Origin of the sequence: Intestinimonas sp. RTP31139st1_F5_RTP31139_211217 (assembly GCF_040226735.1) — a bacterium.
GTDB lineage: Bacteria > Bacillota > Clostridia > Oscillospirales > Oscillospiraceae > Intestinimonas > Intestinimonas butyriciproducens.
In genome coordinates this window covers 42,491-61,777 of sequence record NZ_JBCOAQ010000004.1, presented here as the reverse complement: position 1 = coordinate 61,777, position 19,287 = coordinate 42,491, and the positions used below count along the sequence as shown (strand labels likewise).

17 protein-coding genes and 5 tRNA genes are annotated in these 19,287 nt (G+C 56.0%); 17 read left to right on the top strand and 5 right to left on the bottom strand.

Going from position 1 to position 19,287, the window contains the following annotated elements:
• Nucleotide 1: 1 nt before the first annotated feature.
• Nucleotides 2–1,675 (bottom strand): AAA family ATPase, encoded by a 1,674-nt coding sequence (locus tag ABUA09_RS04890; RefSeq protein WP_195608405.1) that lies wholly within the window; start codon nucleotides 1,673–1,675, stop codon nucleotides 2–4.
• Nucleotides 1,676–1,702: 27 nt separating this feature from the next.
• On the bottom strand, nucleotides 1,703–2,161 hold the full coding sequence (locus ABUA09_RS04885) for an Lrp/AsnC family transcriptional regulator (RefSeq protein WP_033119336.1): 459 nt from the start codon (nucleotides 2,159–2,161) through the stop codon (nucleotides 1,703–1,705).
• A gap of 267 nt (nucleotides 2,162–2,428) precedes the next feature.
• Between ABUA09_RS04885 and ABUA09_RS04880 the strand changes: the two genes are divergently transcribed.
• The 5 genes from ABUA09_RS04880 to ABUA09_RS04860 all read left to right on the top strand — a co-directional run bounded on the left by ABUA09_RS04880 (nucleotide 2,429) and on the right by ABUA09_RS04860 (nucleotide 6,742).
• Nucleotides 2,429–3,010 (top strand): chromate transporter, encoded by a 582-nt coding sequence (locus ABUA09_RS04880; protein ID WP_052082918.1) that lies wholly within the window; start codon nucleotides 2,429–2,431, stop codon nucleotides 3,008–3,010.
• Complete coding sequence (locus ABUA09_RS04875) at nucleotides 3,007–3,558, top strand: chromate transporter (RefSeq protein WP_052082917.1); 552 nt, start codon at nucleotides 3,007–3,009, stop codon at nucleotides 3,556–3,558. The genes ABUA09_RS04880 and ABUA09_RS04875 overlap by 4 nt, the downstream gene beginning before the upstream one ends.
• Nucleotides 3,559–3,838: 280 nt before the next feature.
• The gene (locus ABUA09_RS04870; RefSeq protein ID WP_033118034.1) at nucleotides 3,839–4,483 is read left to right on the top strand and encodes a hypothetical protein; all 645 of its coding nucleotides are present in this window, start codon (nucleotides 3,839–3,841) and stop codon (nucleotides 4,481–4,483) included.
• Nucleotides 4,484–4,500: 17 nt separating this feature from the next.
• On the top strand, nucleotides 4,501–6,108 hold the full coding sequence (locus ABUA09_RS04865) for a flotillin family protein (protein ID WP_052082715.1): 1,608 nt from the start codon (nucleotides 4,501–4,503) through the stop codon (nucleotides 6,106–6,108).
• Nucleotides 6,109–6,469: 361 nt separating this feature from the next.
• A complete protein-coding gene (locus ABUA09_RS04860; protein ID WP_033118056.1) occupies nucleotides 6,470–6,742 on the top strand; it encodes a DUF1905 domain-containing protein in 273 nt (90 codons plus the stop codon).
• A gap of 48 nt (nucleotides 6,743–6,790) precedes the next feature.
• Here the strand turns inward: ABUA09_RS04860 and trmB are convergent, their stop codons facing one another.
• Nucleotides 6,791–7,483: a tRNA (guanosine(46)-N7)-methyltransferase TrmB gene (gene trmB / locus ABUA09_RS04855; RefSeq protein ID WP_033118035.1), complete on the bottom strand. Its 693-nt coding sequence runs from the start codon at nucleotides 7,481–7,483 to the stop codon at nucleotides 6,791–6,793.
• 143 nt (nucleotides 7,484–7,626) lie between these two features.
• On the opposite strand from trmB, the gene ABUA09_RS04850 reads away from it, so the two are divergent.
• The gene (locus ABUA09_RS04850; RefSeq protein WP_033118036.1) at nucleotides 7,627–8,307 is read left to right on the top strand and encodes a TIGR00266 family protein; all 681 of its coding nucleotides are present in this window, start codon (nucleotides 7,627–7,629) and stop codon (nucleotides 8,305–8,307) included.
• A gap of 53 nt (nucleotides 8,308–8,360) precedes the next feature.
• Here the strand turns inward: ABUA09_RS04850 and trhA are convergent, their stop codons facing one another.
• Nucleotides 8,361–9,089 carry a PAQR family membrane homeostasis protein TrhA gene (gene trhA / locus ABUA09_RS04845; RefSeq protein ID WP_052082716.1) on the bottom strand — a complete coding sequence of 243 codons (729 nt, stop codon included), beginning with the start codon at nucleotides 9,087–9,089 and terminating at the stop codon, nucleotides 8,361–8,363.
• Nucleotides 9,090–9,262: 173 nt separating this feature from the next.
• Between trhA and ABUA09_RS04840 the strand changes: the two genes are divergently transcribed.
• A complete protein-coding gene (locus tag ABUA09_RS04840; RefSeq protein ID WP_227152107.1) occupies nucleotides 9,263–9,829 on the top strand; it encodes a ferritin-like domain-containing protein in 567 nt (188 codons plus the stop codon).
• Here the strand turns inward: ABUA09_RS04840 and ABUA09_RS04835 are convergent.
• The gene (locus ABUA09_RS04835) at nucleotides 9,798–10,352 is read right to left on the bottom strand and encodes a putative ABC transporter permease (RefSeq protein WP_349949182.1); all 555 of its coding nucleotides are present in this window, start codon (nucleotides 10,350–10,352) and stop codon (nucleotides 9,798–9,800) included. The genes ABUA09_RS04840 and ABUA09_RS04835 overlap by 32 nt on opposite strands.
• Nucleotides 10,353–10,518: 166 nt before the next feature.
• Between ABUA09_RS04835 and pyrB the strand changes: the two genes are divergently transcribed.
• The 10 genes from pyrB to ABUA09_RS04785 all read left to right on the top strand — a co-directional run bounded on the left by pyrB (nucleotide 10,519) and on the right by ABUA09_RS04785 (nucleotide 19,186).
• Complete coding sequence (pyrB, locus tag ABUA09_RS04830) at nucleotides 10,519–11,577, top strand: aspartate carbamoyltransferase (RefSeq protein WP_058118243.1); 1,059 nt, start codon at nucleotides 10,519–10,521, stop codon at nucleotides 11,575–11,577.
• Between the two features lie 83 nt (nucleotides 11,578–11,660).
• Nucleotides 11,661–11,734 (top strand) — tRNA-Gly (locus ABUA09_RS04825).
• 3 nt (nucleotides 11,735–11,737) lie between these two features.
• A tRNA-Arg gene (locus ABUA09_RS04820) sits at nucleotides 11,738–11,814 on the top strand.
• 60 nt (nucleotides 11,815–11,874) lie between these two features.
• Nucleotides 11,875–11,950, top strand: a tRNA-His gene (locus ABUA09_RS04815).
• Nucleotides 11,951–12,014: 64 nt separating this feature from the next.
• Nucleotides 12,015–12,089 (top strand) — tRNA-Gln (locus ABUA09_RS04810).
• 53 nt (nucleotides 12,090–12,142) lie between these two features.
• Nucleotides 12,143–12,218 (top strand) — tRNA-Lys (locus tag ABUA09_RS04805).
• A gap of 105 nt (nucleotides 12,219–12,323) precedes the next feature.
• On the top strand, nucleotides 12,324–12,752 hold the full coding sequence (locus ABUA09_RS04800; protein WP_049893371.1) for a recombinase family protein: 429 nt from the start codon (nucleotides 12,324–12,326) through the stop codon (nucleotides 12,750–12,752).
• 55 nt (nucleotides 12,753–12,807) lie between these two features.
• Nucleotides 12,808–13,380: a KilA-N domain-containing protein gene (locus tag ABUA09_RS04795; protein ID WP_009261211.1), complete on the top strand. Its 573-nt coding sequence runs from the start codon at nucleotides 12,808–12,810 to the stop codon at nucleotides 13,378–13,380.
• A gap of 840 nt (nucleotides 13,381–14,220) precedes the next feature.
• Nucleotides 14,221–16,839, top strand: coding sequence for a KGGVGR-motif variant AAA ATPase (locus tag ABUA09_RS04790; protein WP_349949181.1), 2,619 nt, complete (start codon nucleotides 14,221–14,223; stop codon nucleotides 16,837–16,839).
• Between the two features lie 643 nt (nucleotides 16,840–17,482).
• Nucleotides 17,483–19,186, top strand: coding sequence for an ABC-ATPase domain-containing protein (locus ABUA09_RS04785; RefSeq protein WP_058118242.1), 1,704 nt, complete (start codon nucleotides 17,483–17,485; stop codon nucleotides 19,184–19,186).
• The last annotated feature ends 101 nt before the right edge of the window (nucleotides 19,187–19,287 follow it).

Here is a 19,287-nt window from a genome sequence, read left to right as displayed (position 1 = left end):
CTCAAGCGCCGCCCGCGGGAGACGGCTCGGCGGCCCCATGCTCCATGAGGAGGCGCAGGACCCATTCCGAGAGACTTGCATCGGAACAGGAAAAGAGACCGTCCCACAAAATGGCGGCGGAAGCCCCTAGCTCCTCGTCCAGCGCGTCGGGCTCCAGGAGCCGGATGGGGGAGGGCTTTCTGAGCTGGAGCAGATGAATGAGCTGCTCGGGTCGGGCGGAAAAGATTTCCCGGAGCTGGGGGATCAGCTTGTGCCGCACCGCGCTGGAAAAGGCGGTCAGGGCCTGCGCCCCGGTCTCGGCGGAGGCGAGGGGCCACAGATAGGAGTGCCCGAGCTGATAGTCGCAGCCTGCAAAGAGGGCAATCTTCTCATTGAGGAAGGACCAGAAGAGAAAGGCCAGACGCTTGATGGCCACGGGGTCGGAGGCAACCGCGCCGGGGGTGAAGCGGCGGTCTCCGGCGCTGACGCCCAGATGTGCGGAGAGCAGCGCGGCGTCCGGGCGGACCTCATAGCGGAAGAAGCGCCGCCCCAGCGCACTGTCCAGAGGATTGGTGGAGCTGTCCACAGAGTTCATGCTGGCCAGAGTGTATACGTGCTTGGGCATCCGCATGGGGTTGTGGAAAACCAGAGGCGTGCCGGGGGCCGGAACGGGGAGCACCTCCCCCTCCTGAAGGTAGGGAAGGCGAACGGAGACCGTGGTGGGGGTCTCGCCGCCGTCCTCGTCCAGCCGCTTGTCCGGCTCCATACAGGTGATGAATTCTCCGAACAGTCTGGAGACATTGCCGCGGTTGATCTCGTCGGCCAGGAGCAGGGAGCGGCAGCCGGGCTGACGGGCAAACTCGGTGAGTTCCAGCAGGATACCGGGCCGTGGAGTGATCTTGAGAAGCGTATGGCTGTCGGAGGCGGTCGTCACCCCCAGAATGAATTCCTCATAGGAATAGCTCTGATGGATGGTGGTCCAGATGGTCCTGGAATGCCCCGCCTGGGTCGGGTCCACCGCGGAGATCATGGGTGCCTCGGAGGAGCCGTACTCCAAGGTATCCTGGAAGGTCCACAGCGCGCCGTCCCGTTCGAACAGACGCTTGACCTCCTGCATGAGAAAGGTCTTTCCGGTGCCGGGCGGGCCATAGAGCAGGACATTGTACTCCCGCAGCAGGGTCAGATAGAGATCGAGGGCCTGGGGAGAGGCTGTAGCCAGCATCCGACAGCCCCGCTCGTTGGAGAGCAGGAGATCCTTCAGGTCCTCAGGCAGATAATCAAGTTCCCGGGCCAGGATCAGCCGTCCGTAATACTTGCCGGAATATGTTTTCAAGAGGACCAGAAAGCTCTTGTCTGACGGGGCGTCGGGCAGCCTGCGGTCCGGCCGCCAGAGGGAATAGGCCGTGGCGCTGCGCTGGCTGGGGATGTTCCAGTCCCTGCGGCTGGAGTCGTTGCCCATATAGCGCACGACCAGCGGAGTGGATGCGCCCGTATCGGCGGTGGGAAAAGAGGTGAGGGGAACGGTCAGGCTGAAACCGCCTATATTGGTGGCGTTCTCGCGGGGCAGGCCGTCAAAGAAGGCGCTGTAATCGGCGGAGCCCAGGCGGATGTCGTATTGCCCCGGGGACCGGTTGTTGAGCGTATCAAAGGTTGCCTTGTTGAGATTCCTCCAGACGATACCGGATATGAATTCCATGAAGAGTCCTCCCCTTCCGGCGGTGTGTTAGACCCGGATCCCTTTGCGGGTCTTGATCCGGGAGACGATCAGGTCGCTGCTGACGCGCTCTATTCCGGGCAGAGGATAGAGCTTCTCCAGCACAAAGTGCTCCAGGTCCTGGTTCATCTCCAGCACGGCGTGGACGTGGAGCTTGCTGGCGCCGGTCATCAGGTACACGTCGGTGACCGCCTCTTCGGCGATCAGCGCATCAGCCACCTGGTGGAGCGCGGAGGGCGTTACCTGGATGTCAAAGAATACGGAGACGTTCCGTCCCACCTTCTCCGGATTCAGGATGACGGTGTACTGTTCGATGACGCCGCTCTTTTCCAGTGCGTCGATCCGGTTTTTGACCGCGACACGGGAGAGTCCCACCTGCTCTGAAATATCGATGAGGGAGATGCGGGAATTTTCGATCAGCAGGTCCAGAATCTGCTGGTCGATCTGATCAAATGTACTGCTTCTCATGGCCGCCTCCTGCAAAAAGCGTTCAGATTTGGTAACCTTATTACATATTGTAAGGTATAGATAATCAAAAAGCAATATAAACTGTGCGTTCCGCCGGAAAAATTCGGGTAAGGACCATAAGGGAAAGATGAGATAAACAAAACATGCAAATTTTTTGCAAAATCCTTTCAAATAGTCAAACTAATACTTGCAAATAGAAATCAAAGGGAGTATGATAGGCAACAGAAGAAAAGCCGGCGCTTCCGGCATGAGATGGGAGGAAATAAAATGAAGCGACTAGCAGAAATTTTCTGGGTATTTTTCAAGATTGGCCTGTTCACCATCGGCGGCGGGTACGCCATGCTGCCGATCATCCAGAAAGAGGTGGTGGAGACAAAAGGGTGGATGACGGATGAGGAGTTTCTCGACGCCATTTCACTCACCAACAGCCTGCCTGGCCCTCTGGCCACCAACTCCGCCACATTCGTGGGTTATCGGGTGGCGCGGGCTCCCGGCTCTCTGGCCGCGGTGCTGGGAGCGGCCACACCGTCCGTTTTGATCATCCTGCTGATTGCCGTGGTGTTCAACAACATTATGGATTATCCTGTGGTGCAGTACATATTCGACGGGATCCGGCCCGCAGTGGTGGCGCTCATCCTGTATGCCGTCATCAAGCTGGCCAAGTCGGCCAAGGTGGGCGAGTACTTTAACTGGGTGGTGGCGCTGTGCGGCTTTGTGGCGATTGCGGTGTTCGGGCTGCATCCCATCCTTGTGGTGGTCTGTGCGGCGGCGTACGGCCTGTTTGTGCGCGGCCGTGTGGTAAAGGCTGTGGATGCCCGCAAAAACCGGAAGGGAGGAGATGAAGCATGATGGAACTGCTGCTGAAGGTCTGCTTTTCCTTCTTAAAAATCGGCGCTTTCTCCTTCGGCGGGGGATATGCCGTCCTGGCCTTTATCCAGCGGGAGGTGGTGGACGGCCACGGCTGGATCAAGCCGGATGACTTTGTCAACATCGTGGCCATTGCGGAGATGACGCCCGGCCCGATCGCGGTAAACTCCTCTACCTTTGTAGGCTATAACCTGTTTGGGATCCCGGGCGGGATCATCTGCTCCATTTGTACCCTCCTGGTCCCCTTTATCTTGGCCCTGATCGTGTCTGTCTACTTTACAAAATTTAAGGACAATATTCACCTGAAGAACGCCCTCTCCGGGATCAGGCCGGTGGTCATCGGACTGATCGCGGCATCCTGTCTGTCGGTGGCGAAGATCTCTATCACCAGCGTATACAGCCTGATCTTCTTCGCCATCGCACTGGCTATGGTCTGGAAGTTCAAGATAAATCCCATCATTACCCTGATCGTCTGCGGCGTACTGGGCGCCGGTTTGTACGGCTGGGTCCTTCCGATAATCGGACTCTGATCCGGACAATCCCATACGAGCACAGGCAGAGGCCCCCGCCGGTTGGATACGGCGGGGGCCTCTGCCTTCACCGAAAAAAAGGCAATGTATCCGGTCATAGGGCGGCCCAAGCGGGAAAAAACGGGCGAAAAAGAGCGCTCGGGCGTTGCCAATGGCGCCCAGGGGACTGGACGGAGCGCCGGCGGCTATGATACACTGCTCCCATGGAAGAGAAATTTATGCGAATTGTAACATGGCGGGCCTTTGATTCGATATAGTAGATAAGAGGGGAGGGGAGACTGTGGACCTGCACACCCTGTTCAACTGCTTTATTGTGGGCGGATTTGTAGTGCCAGTATTGAATATGGTTACGGGCGTGATCGGCGGCGCGCTGGGTGGCGGTACGGATCTGGATGCGGATGCGGATTTTGATATAGACCCGGATATGGACATAGACCCGGTCCCGGATATGGATGCAGACCTGGCCACGGACGTGGACCCGGCGGCAGGCGCAGGGTATGGAAAGCTCCCCGTGAACCTGATGACCCTTTCGCTGACGGCAGTGGTCTTTGGCGCGGTGGGACGCCTGCTTCTGGGAAAGCTGCCCGCGCCGTGGGCCGTGATACTGGCGCTCCAGGCCGGCGTGTTCGCCGGATTTTTGCTGGGGTGGTTCGTCATCCGGCCCCTGAAGCGCAATCGGCCGTATGCCACCAATATACGGGCCCTTCGGGGGCAGCGGGCCACTGTGCAGTTGGAGGCCCGGAGCGATTTTACCGGCACCATCCGCGCCCTCAGCGCCACAGGGAGTCTTGTGACCTATGACGCCCGGCCTGTGGAGGGGGTGGAGAAGATCCCCGTGGGAACAGAGGTATCCATTGTGGACGTAGATGCGGGCAAGGGCCTGTGCTTGGTGCGTCCGCTGGAGAATAGAGAAGAACAAAAATAAAAGGGGGAACCAAAAGCATGGAGTATGTGATCACGGCAGGTATCATCGCAGCAGTCGTCATTCTGATCCTCATCTGCATCCTCTCTACCTGGCGCAAGGTGCCTGCGGACAAGGCGGCCATCGTCACGGGACTGGGCAAAGCAAAGGTCATCACCGGCGGCGGCGTCATCGTTATTCCGGTGCTGCAGCGCATCGACTATGTGACCCTGGAGAACATGAGCTTTGACGTCAATATGCAGGGCACTCTTACCGCCGACGCGGTGCCCATCGAGGCCAACGGCACCGTGGTGGTCAAGATCAAAAACGATCAGGCCATGATCCGCTCCGCGGTGGAGCAGTTCAACTGCGGCAAGGAGTCCGAGACCCGCCAGCACATTGTGGATACGGCGCGGGACGTCTGTGAGGGGCGCCTGCGCGAAATCATTGCCGATATGACCGCCGAACAGCTCTATAAGGACCGCAAGACCTTCTCCGAGCGGGTCAAGGAGGTGGCGGAGGAGCAGCTCAAGGAGCTGGGCCTGGAGCTCAAGAGCTTTACCATCAAGGGGATCGGAGATCAGAACGGTTACTTCGAGGCCCTCTCTAAGCCTCAGATCGCGGCCGTCAAGCGGGATGCTGAGATCGCCCAGGCCGAGGCCATCAAAGAGAGCATGATCAAGACCTCCGAGGCCAAGCGGGCTGGCGAGCAGGCCCGACTGGAGGCCGAAGCCCGCATGGCTGAGGCCCAAAAGGAAGCCGACATCAAGAAGCTGAACTTCGAGCGGGAGCGCCAGACCACAAAGGCGGTCTCCGACGCAGCCTATTCCATCCAGCAGAACGTGACCATGAAGGACGTGACCAACGCTGAGATGGATGCCAACGTCCTGAAAGAACAGCGCGCCCGGGAAGTCCGCGAGGCAGAGATCCAGATCCAGATCGCTGCGGAGGAGAAAAACATCGAACTGGCCAAGAAAAAGGCAGAGCGCAAGGAGGCAGAGCTGCTGGAGACGGTGGTGAAGCCCTCACAGGCAGAGAAGGAGCGGGCCCGTCTGGCCGCTGAGGCCCAGAAGGTGGCCGCTATCCTGAAGGCCGAGGCTGACGCCGAGGCCCGCCGCCTGGACGCCGCTGCGCAGGCCGAGGCCAAGAAGCTGGACGCCGTGGCCCAGGCCGAGCGCATCAAACAGGAAGGTCTGGCCCAGGCGGAGATCACCGCCAAGCAGGGCGAGGCCCAGGCGGAGGCGGTCCGTCAGATGGGCCTGGCGGAGGCAGAAGCCCTGGAGAAAAAGGCGGAAGCGCTGGCCAAGATGAACGATGCCGGTAAGCTCCAGATGGTCATTGAGAAGCTGCCGGAGATCGCCGCGGCGGTGGCGGAACCCATGAGCAAGATCGGCAACATCACCATCATCGGCGGCGGCTCCGGGGAGAGCGGCGAGAGCGCCGGCGCAGCAGATGTGGCACGCTATACGGTGGGCGCCCTGAAGGCGGTCAACGAGGCGCTGAAGGATACCATCGGCTTTGATATGACCGAGGTCATGCGGGCCAATACCTTCGAGGCGAAGACCACCAGCAAGGTCCATCTGGAGGTAGATAATAAGACCAAGAAGGAAGAGGAGCCCGGCACGGCCGGGGAGAAGAGCGAAACATAAAATAGACATCTCAATTGAGAGGGGCCGCCGGAGATCCGGCGGCCCTTTACGTTTTTGGAAATCAGAGGCGCGCCGCCTGCCGGGGCGAGCGCCCAAAACAAACTATGAAACCTGTGAAACCGGCTCCGCCTAAAAGGCGGAGCCGGTTTCACAGAGAGAAAGAGAAAAAAGAGAGGAGGAAGTGGAATGATATATAGAAACACATGACTGTGTTGCTGCTTGTCTGCCCCACAGCGGGAGGCAGTAGTTGATGCCGGAGCTTTGCTGTAAGTATAGGATAGCACACCGGGGAGGGAAAAGGTTGGATGAAGTTTGAATAACATTTAAAGAATGTGTGAACGGAGATGAGTACGGCGGCAAAATGGAGCGGAGTTACGCCTTTGAGGCGGTCATTCAAAAGGTGGATGGGATCGATGGGGCTTACGTGGAGATCCCCTTTGATGTAAAAGCCGAATTTGGGAGAGGGCGCGTACCCGTCCGCGCCACTTTTGACGGAGTTGCCTATGAGGGAAGCCTGGTCCGCATGGGGACGCCGGGCCATATCCTCGGCGTGCGGAAAGAGATCCGCCGCCGGATCGGAAAGGGGCCGGGCGATCGGGTATATGTAACGCTGGTCCCGCGACAGGACAGGTGAAAACAAGCAAAAACCGCCCCGACCGCAACAGCGGTCGGGGCGGTTCCCTTATAGAAGCGGCATTTCCTCCGGAGTGGCGTTCTCCTCGGGAAGCGCCGGCTCCCGGTGGAGCTTGGTCGCGACACAGCGGTTGATGGGAGTGCCCAAGCTGTGAAATTTCTCTTCATAGTCGGTCATTACGCCTCGTATCCCCCCGCCATGGAGGTCTCGCGTCACCTCTGAGAGAGCGTAATCCGCCCTGGGAAACTGGAAGAGGGACCACTCAAAGAGACCGCTGTTGTCGGTTTTGAAGTGGATCTCGCCGCCGTCACGGAGGACATGGCGGTAGAGCTCCAGAAAACCGGGATGGGTGAGGCGACGTTTGGCGTGACGGTTGGTAGGCCAGGGGTCGCAGAAGTTGATGTAGATCCGCTCCACTTCGTCGAGAGAGAAGTAGTCACGCAGACAGGCCACGTCGGCGTCGATAAAAAAGACGTTTGCAAGCCCCACCGCCTTGGCGCGCTCCATGGCGATGACCATTGCGTCGGGGACGCGCTCCACGGCCACAAAGAGGACGTCCGGCTCAGCCGCCGCCGTCTCGCAGGTGAAGCGGCCCTTGCCGCAGCCCAGTTCCAGCCGCAGCGCGCAGTTTGGAGACAGCTTTTCCCGCCAGCGGCCCCGCCAGGCCTCCGGGTCTGTAATCAGGTATTCCGCGCACCGCTCCATCCGGGGGATGAGATTGGGCTTTTTCCGCATACGCATGGGGCGTATTCCTCCCTTGCCGTCAGATATCCAGCGGATAGTTTACCACAACTTTGCACAGAAGTCGAATGTTTTTCTTGCGGGGAGGGCGGACAGGGCTTAGAATAGAATCATACTATATTTCGAGGTCAGGAGGAATCAATGTGAAGTATGAAATCGTGGGTGAGCCTATGCCCGTGGTGATCTGCGACCTGAACGCCGGCGAGTCCATGATCACGGAGAAGGGCTCCATGGTGTGGATGTCCCCCAACATGGAGATGAGCACCAACGCGGGCGGCGGGATTGGAAAGGCCTTCGGACGCATGTTCTCCGGCGAATCCATGTTCCAAAATAGTTATACGGCCCAGAAGGGGCCCGGTATGATCGCCTTTGCCTCCAGTTTCCCCGGCTCCATCAAGGCGGTGGAGATCACCCCGGAGCGTCCGGTCGTGGTTCAGAAGTCCGGGTTCCTGGCCTCTGAGCAAGGGGTGGAGCTGTCCATTTTCTTTCAGAAAAAGGGCGGGGCCGGATTCTTTGGCGGGGAAGGCTTCATTATGCAGAAGCTGTCAGGCCGAGGCATGGCCTTCCTGGAGATCGACGGCTACGCCGTGGAGTATGAGCTCGCAGCCGGTCAGAAGATGGTGGTGGACACCGGCAATTTGGCCGTGGTGGATGCGACCTGCTCCATCGATATCCAGACGGTGAAGGGCGTGAAAAACGTCCTGTTCGGCGGGGAGGGCCTCTTCAACACCGTGGTCACCGGCCCGGGGAAAATCATCCTCCAGACCATGCCGGTAAGCGGCGTGGCCGCAGCCCTGGCGCCCTTCTTCCCCAGCGGCAGCTAAAAAACGGCGCCCCGGAGAGCAAAGCTCTCTGGGGCGCCGTTTTTGTGGGGGTGTCACTGGAATACGACCACGCGATACATCAAAAAGAAATGGGCGATACTGCCCAGAAGGATAAAAACGTGGAAGATTTCGTGGCAGCCAAAACGGGGATTGCTCCGTCCGGGCCACTTGACCGCATAGAGCACGCCGCCCACCGTGTAGAGTACGCCGCCCAGAATGAGCCAGAACATCCCTGCCTGGGGCATGGTGCGCACCAGCGCGGGCAGCATAAAAACCGCCATCCAGCCCATAAAGATGTAGATGCCGGATGTGATCCAACGGGGGGCATTGATCCACAGCAGAGCCATCACCGTGCCGGCCAGGGCCACCCCCCACACAGCGGCCAGCATGACGAGTCCGCCTTCCTGGGGCAGAACGATGAGGCAGATGGGAGTATAGGATCCGGCGATGAGGAAGTAGATGGAGATGTGGTCGTACTTCCGCAGGGCAATGCGCCCTTTGACGCCGGTATTCAGGCAGTGATACAGCGTACTGGCGGCGTACAGGCCCACCATGCTGGCTCCATAGAGGAGAAAGGCGGCCAGATACAGGGGACCTTTTCCCAGCGAAACCGTCCGCAGGAGCAGCAGGACCGTTCCCAGCACACCCAGCACTGCGCCGAGTCCGTGGGTGATGGCAGACCAGGGCCGCAGGCCGTCATAGGGAGTTCTCCCCTTCTCCCCCCGGACCCTGCGGTGAGGGCGGCTGAAAGGATAGTTGTTGTATTCGATGCGCTCATCCATGTAAATCACCTGGGTATAGTATACCACAGCATATGATGAAATATCAATATATAAATCATGAAAAATAGTATTTAAAATTATATTACAAAAATTTCCTCCTGCCGCATACATGATCGGGGTATGGGACGGGCGTGGCAGGACATAAGTATCTGGTGAAGGATAGGGGGGTGCCTATGGAGGGATATACGAGCACGGGGATGGTATTTGCGGCCCAGGAGCCTTATCCGCCGGTTCAGGCGGAGCGGCCCAACCATCGATATGCGGAGGCCATGCTGGACAATGTGGGGGGAAGCAATTCCGAGATGTCCGCGGTGGGGCTGTATTTTTATGGACATCTGGCTGCGCTGGAAGTGCCGGAGGCGGCGGAGATCTTTCACCGGATCAGCCTGGTGGAGATGCACCACCTGGAGATTTTTGCGACCCTGGCACGGCAGATGGGCGAGGACCCCAGGCTGTGGGGCGTCCAGCAGGGGCGAAAGCGGTGGTGGACGCCGGGATACCTCCAATATCAGCGGCGGCTGGGACCGATGATCCGCATCGCCGTCAGGGAGGAAAAGGCCTCCATCCGAAAGTATCGGGCCCAGGCCCGGTGGATTGGAGACCGCAATATTGTGGAAAACCTGCGCCGGATCATTCAGGATGAGGAGCAGCATCTCGTGGTGTTGGGACAGCTCTACGAGACCTGTGTAGGCACGGAGGAGGCCGCAGTCAGGTCCGGTCCTCGCCATGGCGGTACGTGAGTCCGCGATACCACAGCAGGGCGTCGGTGGTCCGGTCACGGCGCAGGACATAAACGGTAAAGACTGCGTCCAAGCCCAGGAAAAGAGCCGTGGGAAGGGTGAGCCAGCCGGGGATGGAGGAGACGATCCCAGCCACAAGGGGCTGGACCCCGTAAACCAGCAAAAGGCCCAGCCCGCACCAGAAAAGGGAGAAGAGAAGGCACACCCGCCCATGGATCTGAAAGGGGAGGTGGGAGTAGTCCCAGAAGGACACATGCAGAAATGTTTCGTAAAGGAGGCTCATCAGATATTCAGCGGTGGTGGCCGCAAAGGCGGACCACAGAGCCAGCAGGACGATATGGCGAGACAGAAGCGGGGCGGGGGCCAGAATAAGAAGGGCGCCCAGGCCGTAGACCGGGCAGAGCGGAAGAAAATAGAAACATTTTCGGTCCCGCTTGGGGTTGTGGGTGACGCGGGCAAAGGCCACTTCCAGCAAAAAGCCCAGAAAGCTGTAGAACATAAAATACCAGAACCAATCCGTCAACACCGCCGCCTGCCTTTCCAGTTTGTTTTCCTTAGCATGGGCAAGGCGGGAAAAAACATGCGGGTCATTTTCTGGCAAAACGACGGGAAAAAGAAGCTTGTTATGCCTTGTCGAACGCTCCCCAATATGATAGAATAGAAAAAATTCTAAAGGGGAAGATTGAGGTATGCGGCATCTCATCGACTTTGGAGATCTGTCTAGAGCGGAGTGGGACTCTCTGTATCACCGGTGCAGTGAGATCATGGACCACCCCGCTGATTTTTTGGACGCCTGCAAGGGCAGGGTGATGGCCAGTCTCTTCTATGAGCCCTCCACCCGCACCAACTTTTCCTTTCAGACCGCCATGCTGCGGGTGGGCGGTACGGTATTTGGCTTTGCCGATCCCCGCTCTTCTTCGGTGGCGAAGGGAGAGACGCTGAAGGACACCGTCAAGATGGTCTCCGGCTACGCGGATGTGGTCGTGATGCGCAACCCTCTGGAGGGGGCGGCCAAGGCGGCGTCCCTCTACTCCAATGTGCCCGTGATCAATGCCGGTGACGGCGGCCATATGCATCCCACGCAGACCACGGCGGACCTGACCACCATCACCCGCCTCCGGGGCGGGGTGGACGGGCTGTCGGTGGGACTGTGCGGCGACCTGAAAAATGGCCGCACGGTGCACTCCCTCATCAAGGCCATGGCCAAATTCCAGGGTGTAAAATTCTTTCTTATTTCCCCCCGGGAGCTGGCAGTGCCGGAATATATGCGGGCATTCATGCGGGAAAACGGGATGTGGTTCACGGAAGTCACCGGATTGGAGTCCGTCATCCCGTCCCTGGATGTGCTGTATATGACCCGTATCCAGCGGGAGAGGTTTGTGGACCCCCTGGAGTACGAGCGGAACAAGGGTGTCTATATCCTCACCCGGAGGAAACTGGAGCGGGCCCGCAGGGATCTGCTGGTGATGCACCCGCTGCCCCGGGTGGATGAGATCTCCATCGATGTGGACGACGATCCCCGGGCGGTCTATTTTGAGCAGGCCCGATATGGTATGTTTGCCCGGATGGCGCTGCTCACCGACCTGGCAAACCAGCCCCGCATGGACCCGGGCGCGGTGGAAATCGGTACTGTGCCCGTGTGCCGGAATCCCCGCTGTGTGACGCAGGCGGAGCACTATCTGCCCCCGCTGGTCAAGCAGAACGGCGGCCTGACCTGCTGTGCTTACTGCGATGCGGCGCTGGAGTGAAAAAATAGAAAAAAGGAATTGACAAAAGTACGGTTCCTATGCTATTATATTTTGGCTGACATTCGAGGATGGACAGCGCCCGTGCGGGTGTAGTTCAATGGTAGAATCCCAGCCTTCCAAGCTGGTCGCGTGGGTTCGATTCCCATCACCCGCTCCATACGCGCCAGTAGCTCAGGTGGATAGAGCAACTGCCTTCTAAGCAGTGGGCCGGGGGTTCGAGTCCCTTCTGGCGTACCAGAAACACCCCCGGTCTCTCTTAGAGACTCGGCGTGTCGTTTTCCGCAGGTCTTCCATATGGTGGATGTAGTTCAGTTGGTAGAGCATCGGATTGTGGTTCCGAGTGTCGTGGGTTCGAGTCCCATCATCCACCCCATATGACCTCAAGGCGAGAGGGCCGGAGCGTCCGCTCCGGCTTTTCGCTTTCGACTTTGCGATCATGGGGTGTAGCCAAGCGGTAAGGCACGGGACTTTGACTCCCGCATTCGCTGGTTCGAGTCCAGCCATCCCAGCCAGAAACAGCGCCGAGAAGGCTTTTAAAAAGTCTTTTGGCGAATCAATATGATGTGACTCAGTAGCTCAGTTGGCAGAGCAATTGCCTTTTAAGCAATGGGTCCGGGGTTCGAATCCCCGCTGGGTCACCAAAGTAGACAAAACCTGCGTATAACTATCGTTATACGCAGGTTTTGTCTTTTGTTGTATAAATCATATAAAAATCAATCCTGATTATTGGGCGTAATTACATATCGATGAGAAAAGCAAGCAGATTTGAGGAACTAGATGACTTCTCAAACCTGCTTTTATTGATATTTAAGAAAGTGAGGCAGCTTATGAAACTTCCGTATGGCTATGTTTTGATTGATGGAGAAATCACAGTGCAAGAAGAAAAGGCGGATGTGGTCCGCAGCATCTTCGGTGCTTATCTCGCCGGAGCCAGCCTGGGCAAGATCGTGGATCTGCTCGCTCAAAGAGAGATAGTCTCTCCGACGGGAAAAGCCAAGTGGACAAGAGCGGCTGTGGATAAGCTTCTGGCAAACAAAAAGTATATCCCCGTGGTTGGGATTGAGGTATACATGGACGCTCAGTTTGAGAGGGCTCGGCGCTGTAACATAGACTACGAAAAAGCTGGGCATTCTAGAAAGACAATTAGATATCAGACCCCTCCCTTTGTAGCCTGATGAGACTATACATAGCCCGTCCTTCCTGCTATACTGGTCAAAAGGAGGGTGAGGCATGAACGAGAATGAACTTCACGAACGGTACATACGCCTGGCGTTTCAATACGAATCCGCCATCGATGCCCTTCTGGCCAGAGGCTTGGTCGATGAGGAAGCGGCCGACGCAGCCAAAGAGAGATTCTACGATACGCTGAATGAGGAAAAGCTGCGGACCACTCAAAAGGTCAGGGACTATCACGAGACCATCAGCCTGTATATGAGAATGCTTGCCCACGATGGAATGGTCTCGCTGACAGAACTGGCACGGCAGTATTCTGATGAATCTCCGGGATATGTGATCCAAAGCTGGATGCGCAGCCGGAATACATTGGAGTTTCTCCGCCAGTGGGAACTGGAGCAGAATGCGGAGTTCGATGACCAGGTCTGCGCGGAACTGATCCGTCAAGGGCATACCACTTCGCTGACCATTACGCCGACTTTGTGGGTCCGAAGGACTCATGCTGTGGGACTCCATGTTAAACAGGGCAAAGGTGGAGGCGTGCGCGCTTACCCGGAAATTGCAGCGGATTTCCGGCTGTGGCTCGATCCGAAGGAGCGGTTGGAAATCATCAGTAAAAAACTATACTAATATAAATATATCTGTACAGTTCAAAGGAGTACACTCAAGAAAAAATTCAGTATTTGTAACTCGGAAGACCTAAATGGCCCCACCCAATTTGAACAGGTTCAGACTAGGTTGAGAGATTTTTACGAGCTGTGTTATCAGAGCTTTGTAAACGGGAGAAAATCAGGGTACAAAACGTGTAAATAGCGGAGTTTGAACCTTGCCAGCACGGTGCAGGATCATACGACTATCCTGTGTTATTTGACGGAGGCAGAAGGAGTTCCTCTTCAGCTGATCCTCTCGGCTTGGTCTACAGACTCAGTTCCAGGCCACAAATAGGGATTGTTTTTCACAGAATAAACAGATATAATTTTCATATACAAATTCCGACTGTTTCTTCAAGAATTTCTTTTTATCATTTTGAAGTGGAGTGCTATATGTCTCTTCGAGCTGATCAGCGTGATTATAAAAACGCCTTCAAGAAGCATTATCATGCATATTCCAACTGGCAGGGCACCGGCAGCAACCTGAGCTGACGGCTCATTTTGGCATACTGCGTGGAATGCGGACTGAAATATGAAGTCATGAAGCAGGAGTGCTTGATTCAAACGACAGATGCACAGGGTGAAGTTAAAACAGCACTTGGCCAGCATGATTTGCGCAAATTATTGAAATGCTTAAAGAAAGCAGGAATGTATAAATTTCCGGCCATAAAAACGAGATGTGGGGATTCAGTTCACCCAGAAGAATACCACCAAATGTGCAGATATTGCATTCCACCAGATGAGCAATACATATCCGCTGTCTCGAAATTTGATCATACACTCGAGGAAATTGCCCAATGGATCGGGGAGGGTATATAGCATGAAGTTCTATACTTGGAAGGATGTCGAACGGTATTTTTTGCTGCATCGCGCCTCTTGGGAGAGCGCGATTGCCGCCGTTGATGTATACCCCACGGATATTACGGTATATGCAAAGCCGGATGCCTGTGATCAAGTGGAAGAAATCCTCCGGGCCATGTTTCGATCCAATTATGATGTTTCAGAGCACAAAATCAAGTTGGATATTGGAGATCGGGAACTCCCCGTGGAGATTCAAGAGGATGATGGGGGTTCCAAAGGAGGAAAAATATTACCGCTATTTTCCAATGTCCTGTATCAGTCGTCATCTTATCCGGAGCAGACGCCGGTAAATCTGTCTCATCCAGTCATTGCCTTTCACTCCTATAAGGGTGGCGTTGGGCGGACGCTGTCTCTGCTGGCATTTGCCAAGGCGTGGTCAGATGTGATGGAAAATCGGAGCCCTAACCGCTTGTTGATTGTAGATGCGGATATTGAGGCCCCCGGTATGACCTGGCTCCAGCAAGACACGATGAAGGATACGTTCAGTTACCTGGATCTGCTGACCCTGATTCAGGACAACAGGGATATAGACGAAATCGTCAATCTGGCTTGCTCCAAACTAAAACGCTCCACGATCACCATCGAAACCACCTCCAGAAAGATCGAGCATATCTTCCTCCCCACCTATCGCTATGAGGAACAGCTGGTTGATTTGTACGCCACTCCGGAGAGCATCGCAAACAGCAAGGGTAAAGAATATATGCTTGCTGAAGTCCTCTCAAGGATCTGTGTGCAGATGGGTCTATGCGCCGCTCTGGTGGATCTCCGTGCCGGAATCAGTGAATATTCGTCTACACTTCTGTTGGATCCCAGGGTAAAAAAATATTTTGTTAGCTCCACCTCTACCCAGTCAATCAAAGGAACCCAATTCCTGTTGAGGTACCTGCTCAAGGGTCTCAACATTACGGCGGACGCTGTGTTGCCTGAAATTTTTCTGAATATGATCCCGGACACACTGTCCAGGGAGGAAAAAAATGATATCTTTGCAGAACTATTTCAGTGCTATGAAACGGAGGAAGAAGTCAACGAGCTCCCTCGGTTCACCAGCAACGTGGTCACGGAGCTGCCCTTTGCCAGCGAGTTGATTCATCTGACCTCCTTACAGCAGATTTTCCAGAGCCTGACCGGGCGAGGGCTCTACCTGAAGCTGAAGGAGCTGATTCAGCAGAATTATAAAGATGCGGAGCAGTCAGTAACTTCGGTCATCACGAAGGAGAGTCGTGAGGAAACACTGACCAAAATCAATCGGATGGCCAGCGCACAACTAACAGCCGAAAGCAATGCGGATTTCGATATTCTGATGACCACCTCGCTGAAATACCTCTCCCGGACGTACAACGACGTGATCCCCACAACTGTGGTGATGGGCGCAAAGGGGTCGGGAAAGACTTTCCTGTATCGAAAAATGTGCGATGCCATGGAGTGGACTGCCTTTTGCAAAAGCATTGGGGAGCCGATTGATACCTCTGCCACCGGGCTCTTTTTACCAGTAATTGCTTCCAGAAATATAGGTCAGCTCACAAAAATATTGCAGAAATGTATAGATAACGTAAATGAAAAAATCTCCGGGTGTAAGGTTGGAAAAGGGATTTTTTCAGATAATTCTATTAAAATTGAGCGAGAAAAGAACCAGATCACAGATTGGCTATCTTTTTGGGAGCACCTGCTCGCCAGCTCCGTTGATCCGCAGTTCACTACTTTGCAAGAGGTCAACCAGGTGCTGGAAGTAAAGAACCAGAAAATTATTTTTCTTATTGACGGTCTGGAGGATATCCTGACCCATATTTCCATGGATGAAAATGAGCAATCCGCAATCAGGGCCCTGTGCCAAGACGTCGTTGCACAGATGATTGCAAAATATCCCCATCTTGGTATCATTGTCTTTATACGGCGGGATATGGCGCTTTCCGCCGTTGACGTAAACTTCAAGCAATTTCACCAAGCCAATGGACAGGCAGAGTTGAAGTGGTCTTCTAATGAAGCACTGCGACTGGTGGTATGGTTGGTATCCAAAGCAGATCCTAAATTTTATGAGGATATACACGAAATCGACCAGGCATCGCAAAACGTAATCGAGGATGCACTCGAAAAATTGTGGGGGAAAAAACTCGGAAAGACATCGTCAAACGAGGCGTATTCTTCCAGATGGATTTTGGCGGCGCTGTCAGATTTTAACGGACAACTACAAGCAAGAGACATCATTCGATTTTTGAAGTATGCATCTGAGCCTCCTACTAAAAAAACCAATTATGAAGATCGTATTATGATGCCACCTGAAATCAGAACGGCGGTTTCCACGTGCTCCACAGAAAAGGTAGAAGAAGTGGAACAAGAATATACGACGCTCAAACCGATCCTGGAAAAACTGAAGAAGCTGCCGCTAGAACACAAAGTGCTGCCGCTGTTGCCTGAATATGCGGGCTTGAGTAGCGAAGACGAACTGTATATGATTCGGGAGGGATACCTGAAGCGAGACGGAGACAAATTCTACTTGCCCGAGATCATCCGTCATGCATTGGGATTCAAGTATGAGAAAGGCGCTCGCCCGAAGGTCTTGGCTCTTACGTTAAAATCATGATGCATCCCATCGTTCACGCAGAAGATAATTTGCGCCTGAAATCTATACAGCGCAAGAACATCTGGGGCCTCTATTCCTTCAACCTCTACTTGCACAATGTTGGGCTGCATAGTCCCTGAATTCATCTCTTTGCGCCTGCATCTTTTTTGTCAACACATGACATAAAAATACCCACACCGAAAGGGTGTGGGTATTTTTATGGATATCGTAAGAGATTAAAATGCTCGGGCGAAATGAATCCGAACTGCGCAATTCTCGCTGCGCTCGAATATACGGCGCAAACGCGCCGCCGGCCAGAAGGCCGGTTTGGCCGATAAAAGAGCCTTTTTACCGCATTGGGGCAATTCATCGCAAGCGGTATACCGCTTGCGATGAGCTTTTTATCCCAGAGTCATCGTTCATTCACTCCGCCGCTCCACCTTTTCAGATCACAACCGTTTCGCTGAGGTGTGATTTGGTTTTGGTTGGGATCTGCGGCATCTATAGTGTTGCGATGTTCCAAACCCAAAGCACCTGCTTTGAACCGCCCCAGAATGTACAGACGGCACAAAAAGGCTCCCAAACAGAAACGGGGCGGTCCGGCTTGTCCATAGACTGCGGCCGTCGAGAATATCAGACACCAGACTGGGGGAGAACTGACATTATGCAGACATCGACAGACTTAAAGGAGCTGCTCGCCAGGATCGACCGGAAAGGATATCCGGCCTATAAGGACACAAAGGGGACCTACCAGTTTCCTGGGTATGTGCTCTCTATCGACCATGTCCAGGGAGACCCCTTTGCCGCGCCCTCCAAGCTGAGCATCCATGTGAGCGGGCAGACCGCCGCCTTTCCACGGACACTGTACCGGATGCCCTGCCAGCGTATTGCGCTTCAGGACGAGCTGACCCGCCGGTTTGGGCGGCAGGCGGAGCAGGTGTCCTTCCAGGCCAAGGGTTCGGGGCACAGCGGCCTAGTCTCGGTGAGCCGCTGCGGCCAGGAGGTGCTGGAGCGCACCGCATGCCGCCTGGACCCCAGGAGCGGCGACCTTCTGCTGCGCCTTGAGGTGGGCTTCCCGGCCAATGGGCGGACCATCAACGCCCGGGAGTTGGAGAAGATATTGTTCGATCTCCTGCCAAGGTGTGTGCAGAACGCGCTGCTTTACCGGAACCTGGATGCCAAGCGGCTACAGACTGTGGCCGATCTGGCGGAGGACCAGCACTATATCCGTGAGGCGCTTCCCGGATTGGGCCTGTGCGCTTTTGTGGCGGACGGGAGCATCCTGCCCAGGGCTTCGGGGGTTTCCGCCCGGCCCATGAGGGAGGGTGTGGTGTTCCAGTCTCCCAAGGAGCTGGCCGTGACCCTGGAGCTACCCCACAGGGGCAAGCTCACCGGCATGGGGATCAGGAAGGGCGTCACCCTTATCGTGGGCGGCGGCTATCATGGCAAGTCCACTCTGCTGAAGGCACTGGAGCTCGGGGTGTACAACCACATTGCCGGGGACGGTCGGGAGTATGTCATCACGGAAGACGGCGCCATGAAGATCCGCGCCGAGGACGGAAGGAGCGTCCAGCGGACGGATATCTCCATGTTCATCAACCATCTGCCCAACGGCAAAGACACCACCCGGTTTGTGACTGAGGACGCCAGCGGCAGCACGTCCCAGGCGGCCAATGTGGTCGAGAGCGTGGAGGCGGGGGCCTCCCTACTCCTGATCGACGAGGATACCAGCGCCACCAACTTCATGATCCGGGACGAACTGATGCAGCGGGTCATCCACCGGGATATGGAGCCCATCACGCCGTTTATCGAGCGGACCCGGGAATTGTATGACGCCCACGGTATTTCCACAGTAATTGTGGCCGGGAGCTCCGGCGCGTATTTCCACATCGCCGACCACATCATACAAATGGACCGGTATGTGCCCCGGGACATCACCGCCCTTGCAAAGCGGGAAGCCGAGGCATTCCCCATAAACAGCGCGCTGCCGGAGCCGGCGGGGGCGCTGAACCTTGACCGGCGCCCCAAGGCTTCGCCGGAATTCCAGAGCGGGGACCGGATCAAACTCAAGACCATGGGCCGGGATGGGGTATCCCTCAACCGGGAGACCATCGATCTGCGGTATGTGGAGCAGCTGATCGACAGCGAGCAGACAGCCGCCCTGGGCTACTGCATGCTCTATGCGCAGAAGCACCTGCTGGACGGCAGGCGGACGCTGCGGCAGGTGGTGGACGCGCTGGATGAGCTGATGGAGCGGGACACCTTGGCGGCCCTCTGTGAGAGCCGATCCGGCGTCGCGTTCCTGGCGCGGCCGAGAAAGCAGGAGATTTTTGCCTGTCTGAACCGCTACAGGGGCCTGAAAATGTGAACAGCCGACGGAGTCCCGAGGAGAGCCGGCAATATGGATGCTGAAACGCTCCCGGGCTGCGATCCCACCGCAGCCCGGGAGCGTTTTGCCCTTCTGCCGCC

Bases quoted from the DNA above. Each gene is read 5' to 3' on its own strand.
- trmB (WP_033118035.1), bottom strand. From the start codon at position 7,483: ATGCGTATGCGGAAAAAGCCCAATCTCATCCCCCGGATGGAGCGGTGC.
- trhA (WP_052082716.1), bottom strand. From the start codon at position 9,089: ATGGATGAGCGCATCGAATACAACAACTATCCTTTCAGCCGCCCTCAC.
- ABUA09_RS04875 (WP_052082917.1), top strand. From the start codon at position 3,007: ATGATGGAACTGCTGCTGAAGGTCTGCTTTTCCTTCTTAAAAATCGGC.
- ABUA09_RS04880 (WP_052082918.1), top strand. From the start codon at position 2,429: ATGAAGCGACTAGCAGAAATTTTCTGGGTATTTTTCAAGATTGGCCTG.
- ABUA09_RS04800 (WP_049893371.1), top strand. From the start codon at position 12,324: ATGAGAAAAGCAAGCAGATTTGAGGAACTAGATGACTTCTCAAACCTG.
- pyrB (WP_058118243.1), top strand. From the start codon at position 10,519: ATGCGGCATCTCATCGACTTTGGAGATCTGTCTAGAGCGGAGTGGGAC.
- ABUA09_RS04795 (WP_009261211.1), top strand. From the start codon at position 12,808: ATGAACGAGAATGAACTTCACGAACGGTACATACGCCTGGCGTTTCAA.
- ABUA09_RS04785 (WP_058118242.1), top strand. From the start codon at position 17,483: ATGCAGACATCGACAGACTTAAAGGAGCTGCTCGCCAGGATCGACCGG.
- ABUA09_RS04890 (WP_195608405.1), bottom strand. From the start codon at position 1,675: ATGGAATTCATATCCGGTATCGTCTGGAGGAATCTCAACAAGGCAACC.
- ABUA09_RS04860 (WP_033118056.1), top strand. From the start codon at position 6,470: ATGGAGCGGAGTTACGCCTTTGAGGCGGTCATTCAAAAGGTGGATGGG.
- ABUA09_RS04790 (WP_349949181.1), top strand. From the start codon at position 14,221: ATGAAGTTCTATACTTGGAAGGATGTCGAACGGTATTTTTTGCTGCAT.
- ABUA09_RS04885 (WP_033119336.1), bottom strand. From the start codon at position 2,161: ATGAGAAGCAGTACATTTGATCAGATCGACCAGCAGATTCTGGACCTG.
- ABUA09_RS04865 (WP_052082715.1), top strand. From the start codon at position 4,501: ATGGAGTATGTGATCACGGCAGGTATCATCGCAGCAGTCGTCATTCTG.
- ABUA09_RS04840 (WP_227152107.1), top strand. From the start codon at position 9,263: ATGGAGGGATATACGAGCACGGGGATGGTATTTGCGGCCCAGGAGCCT.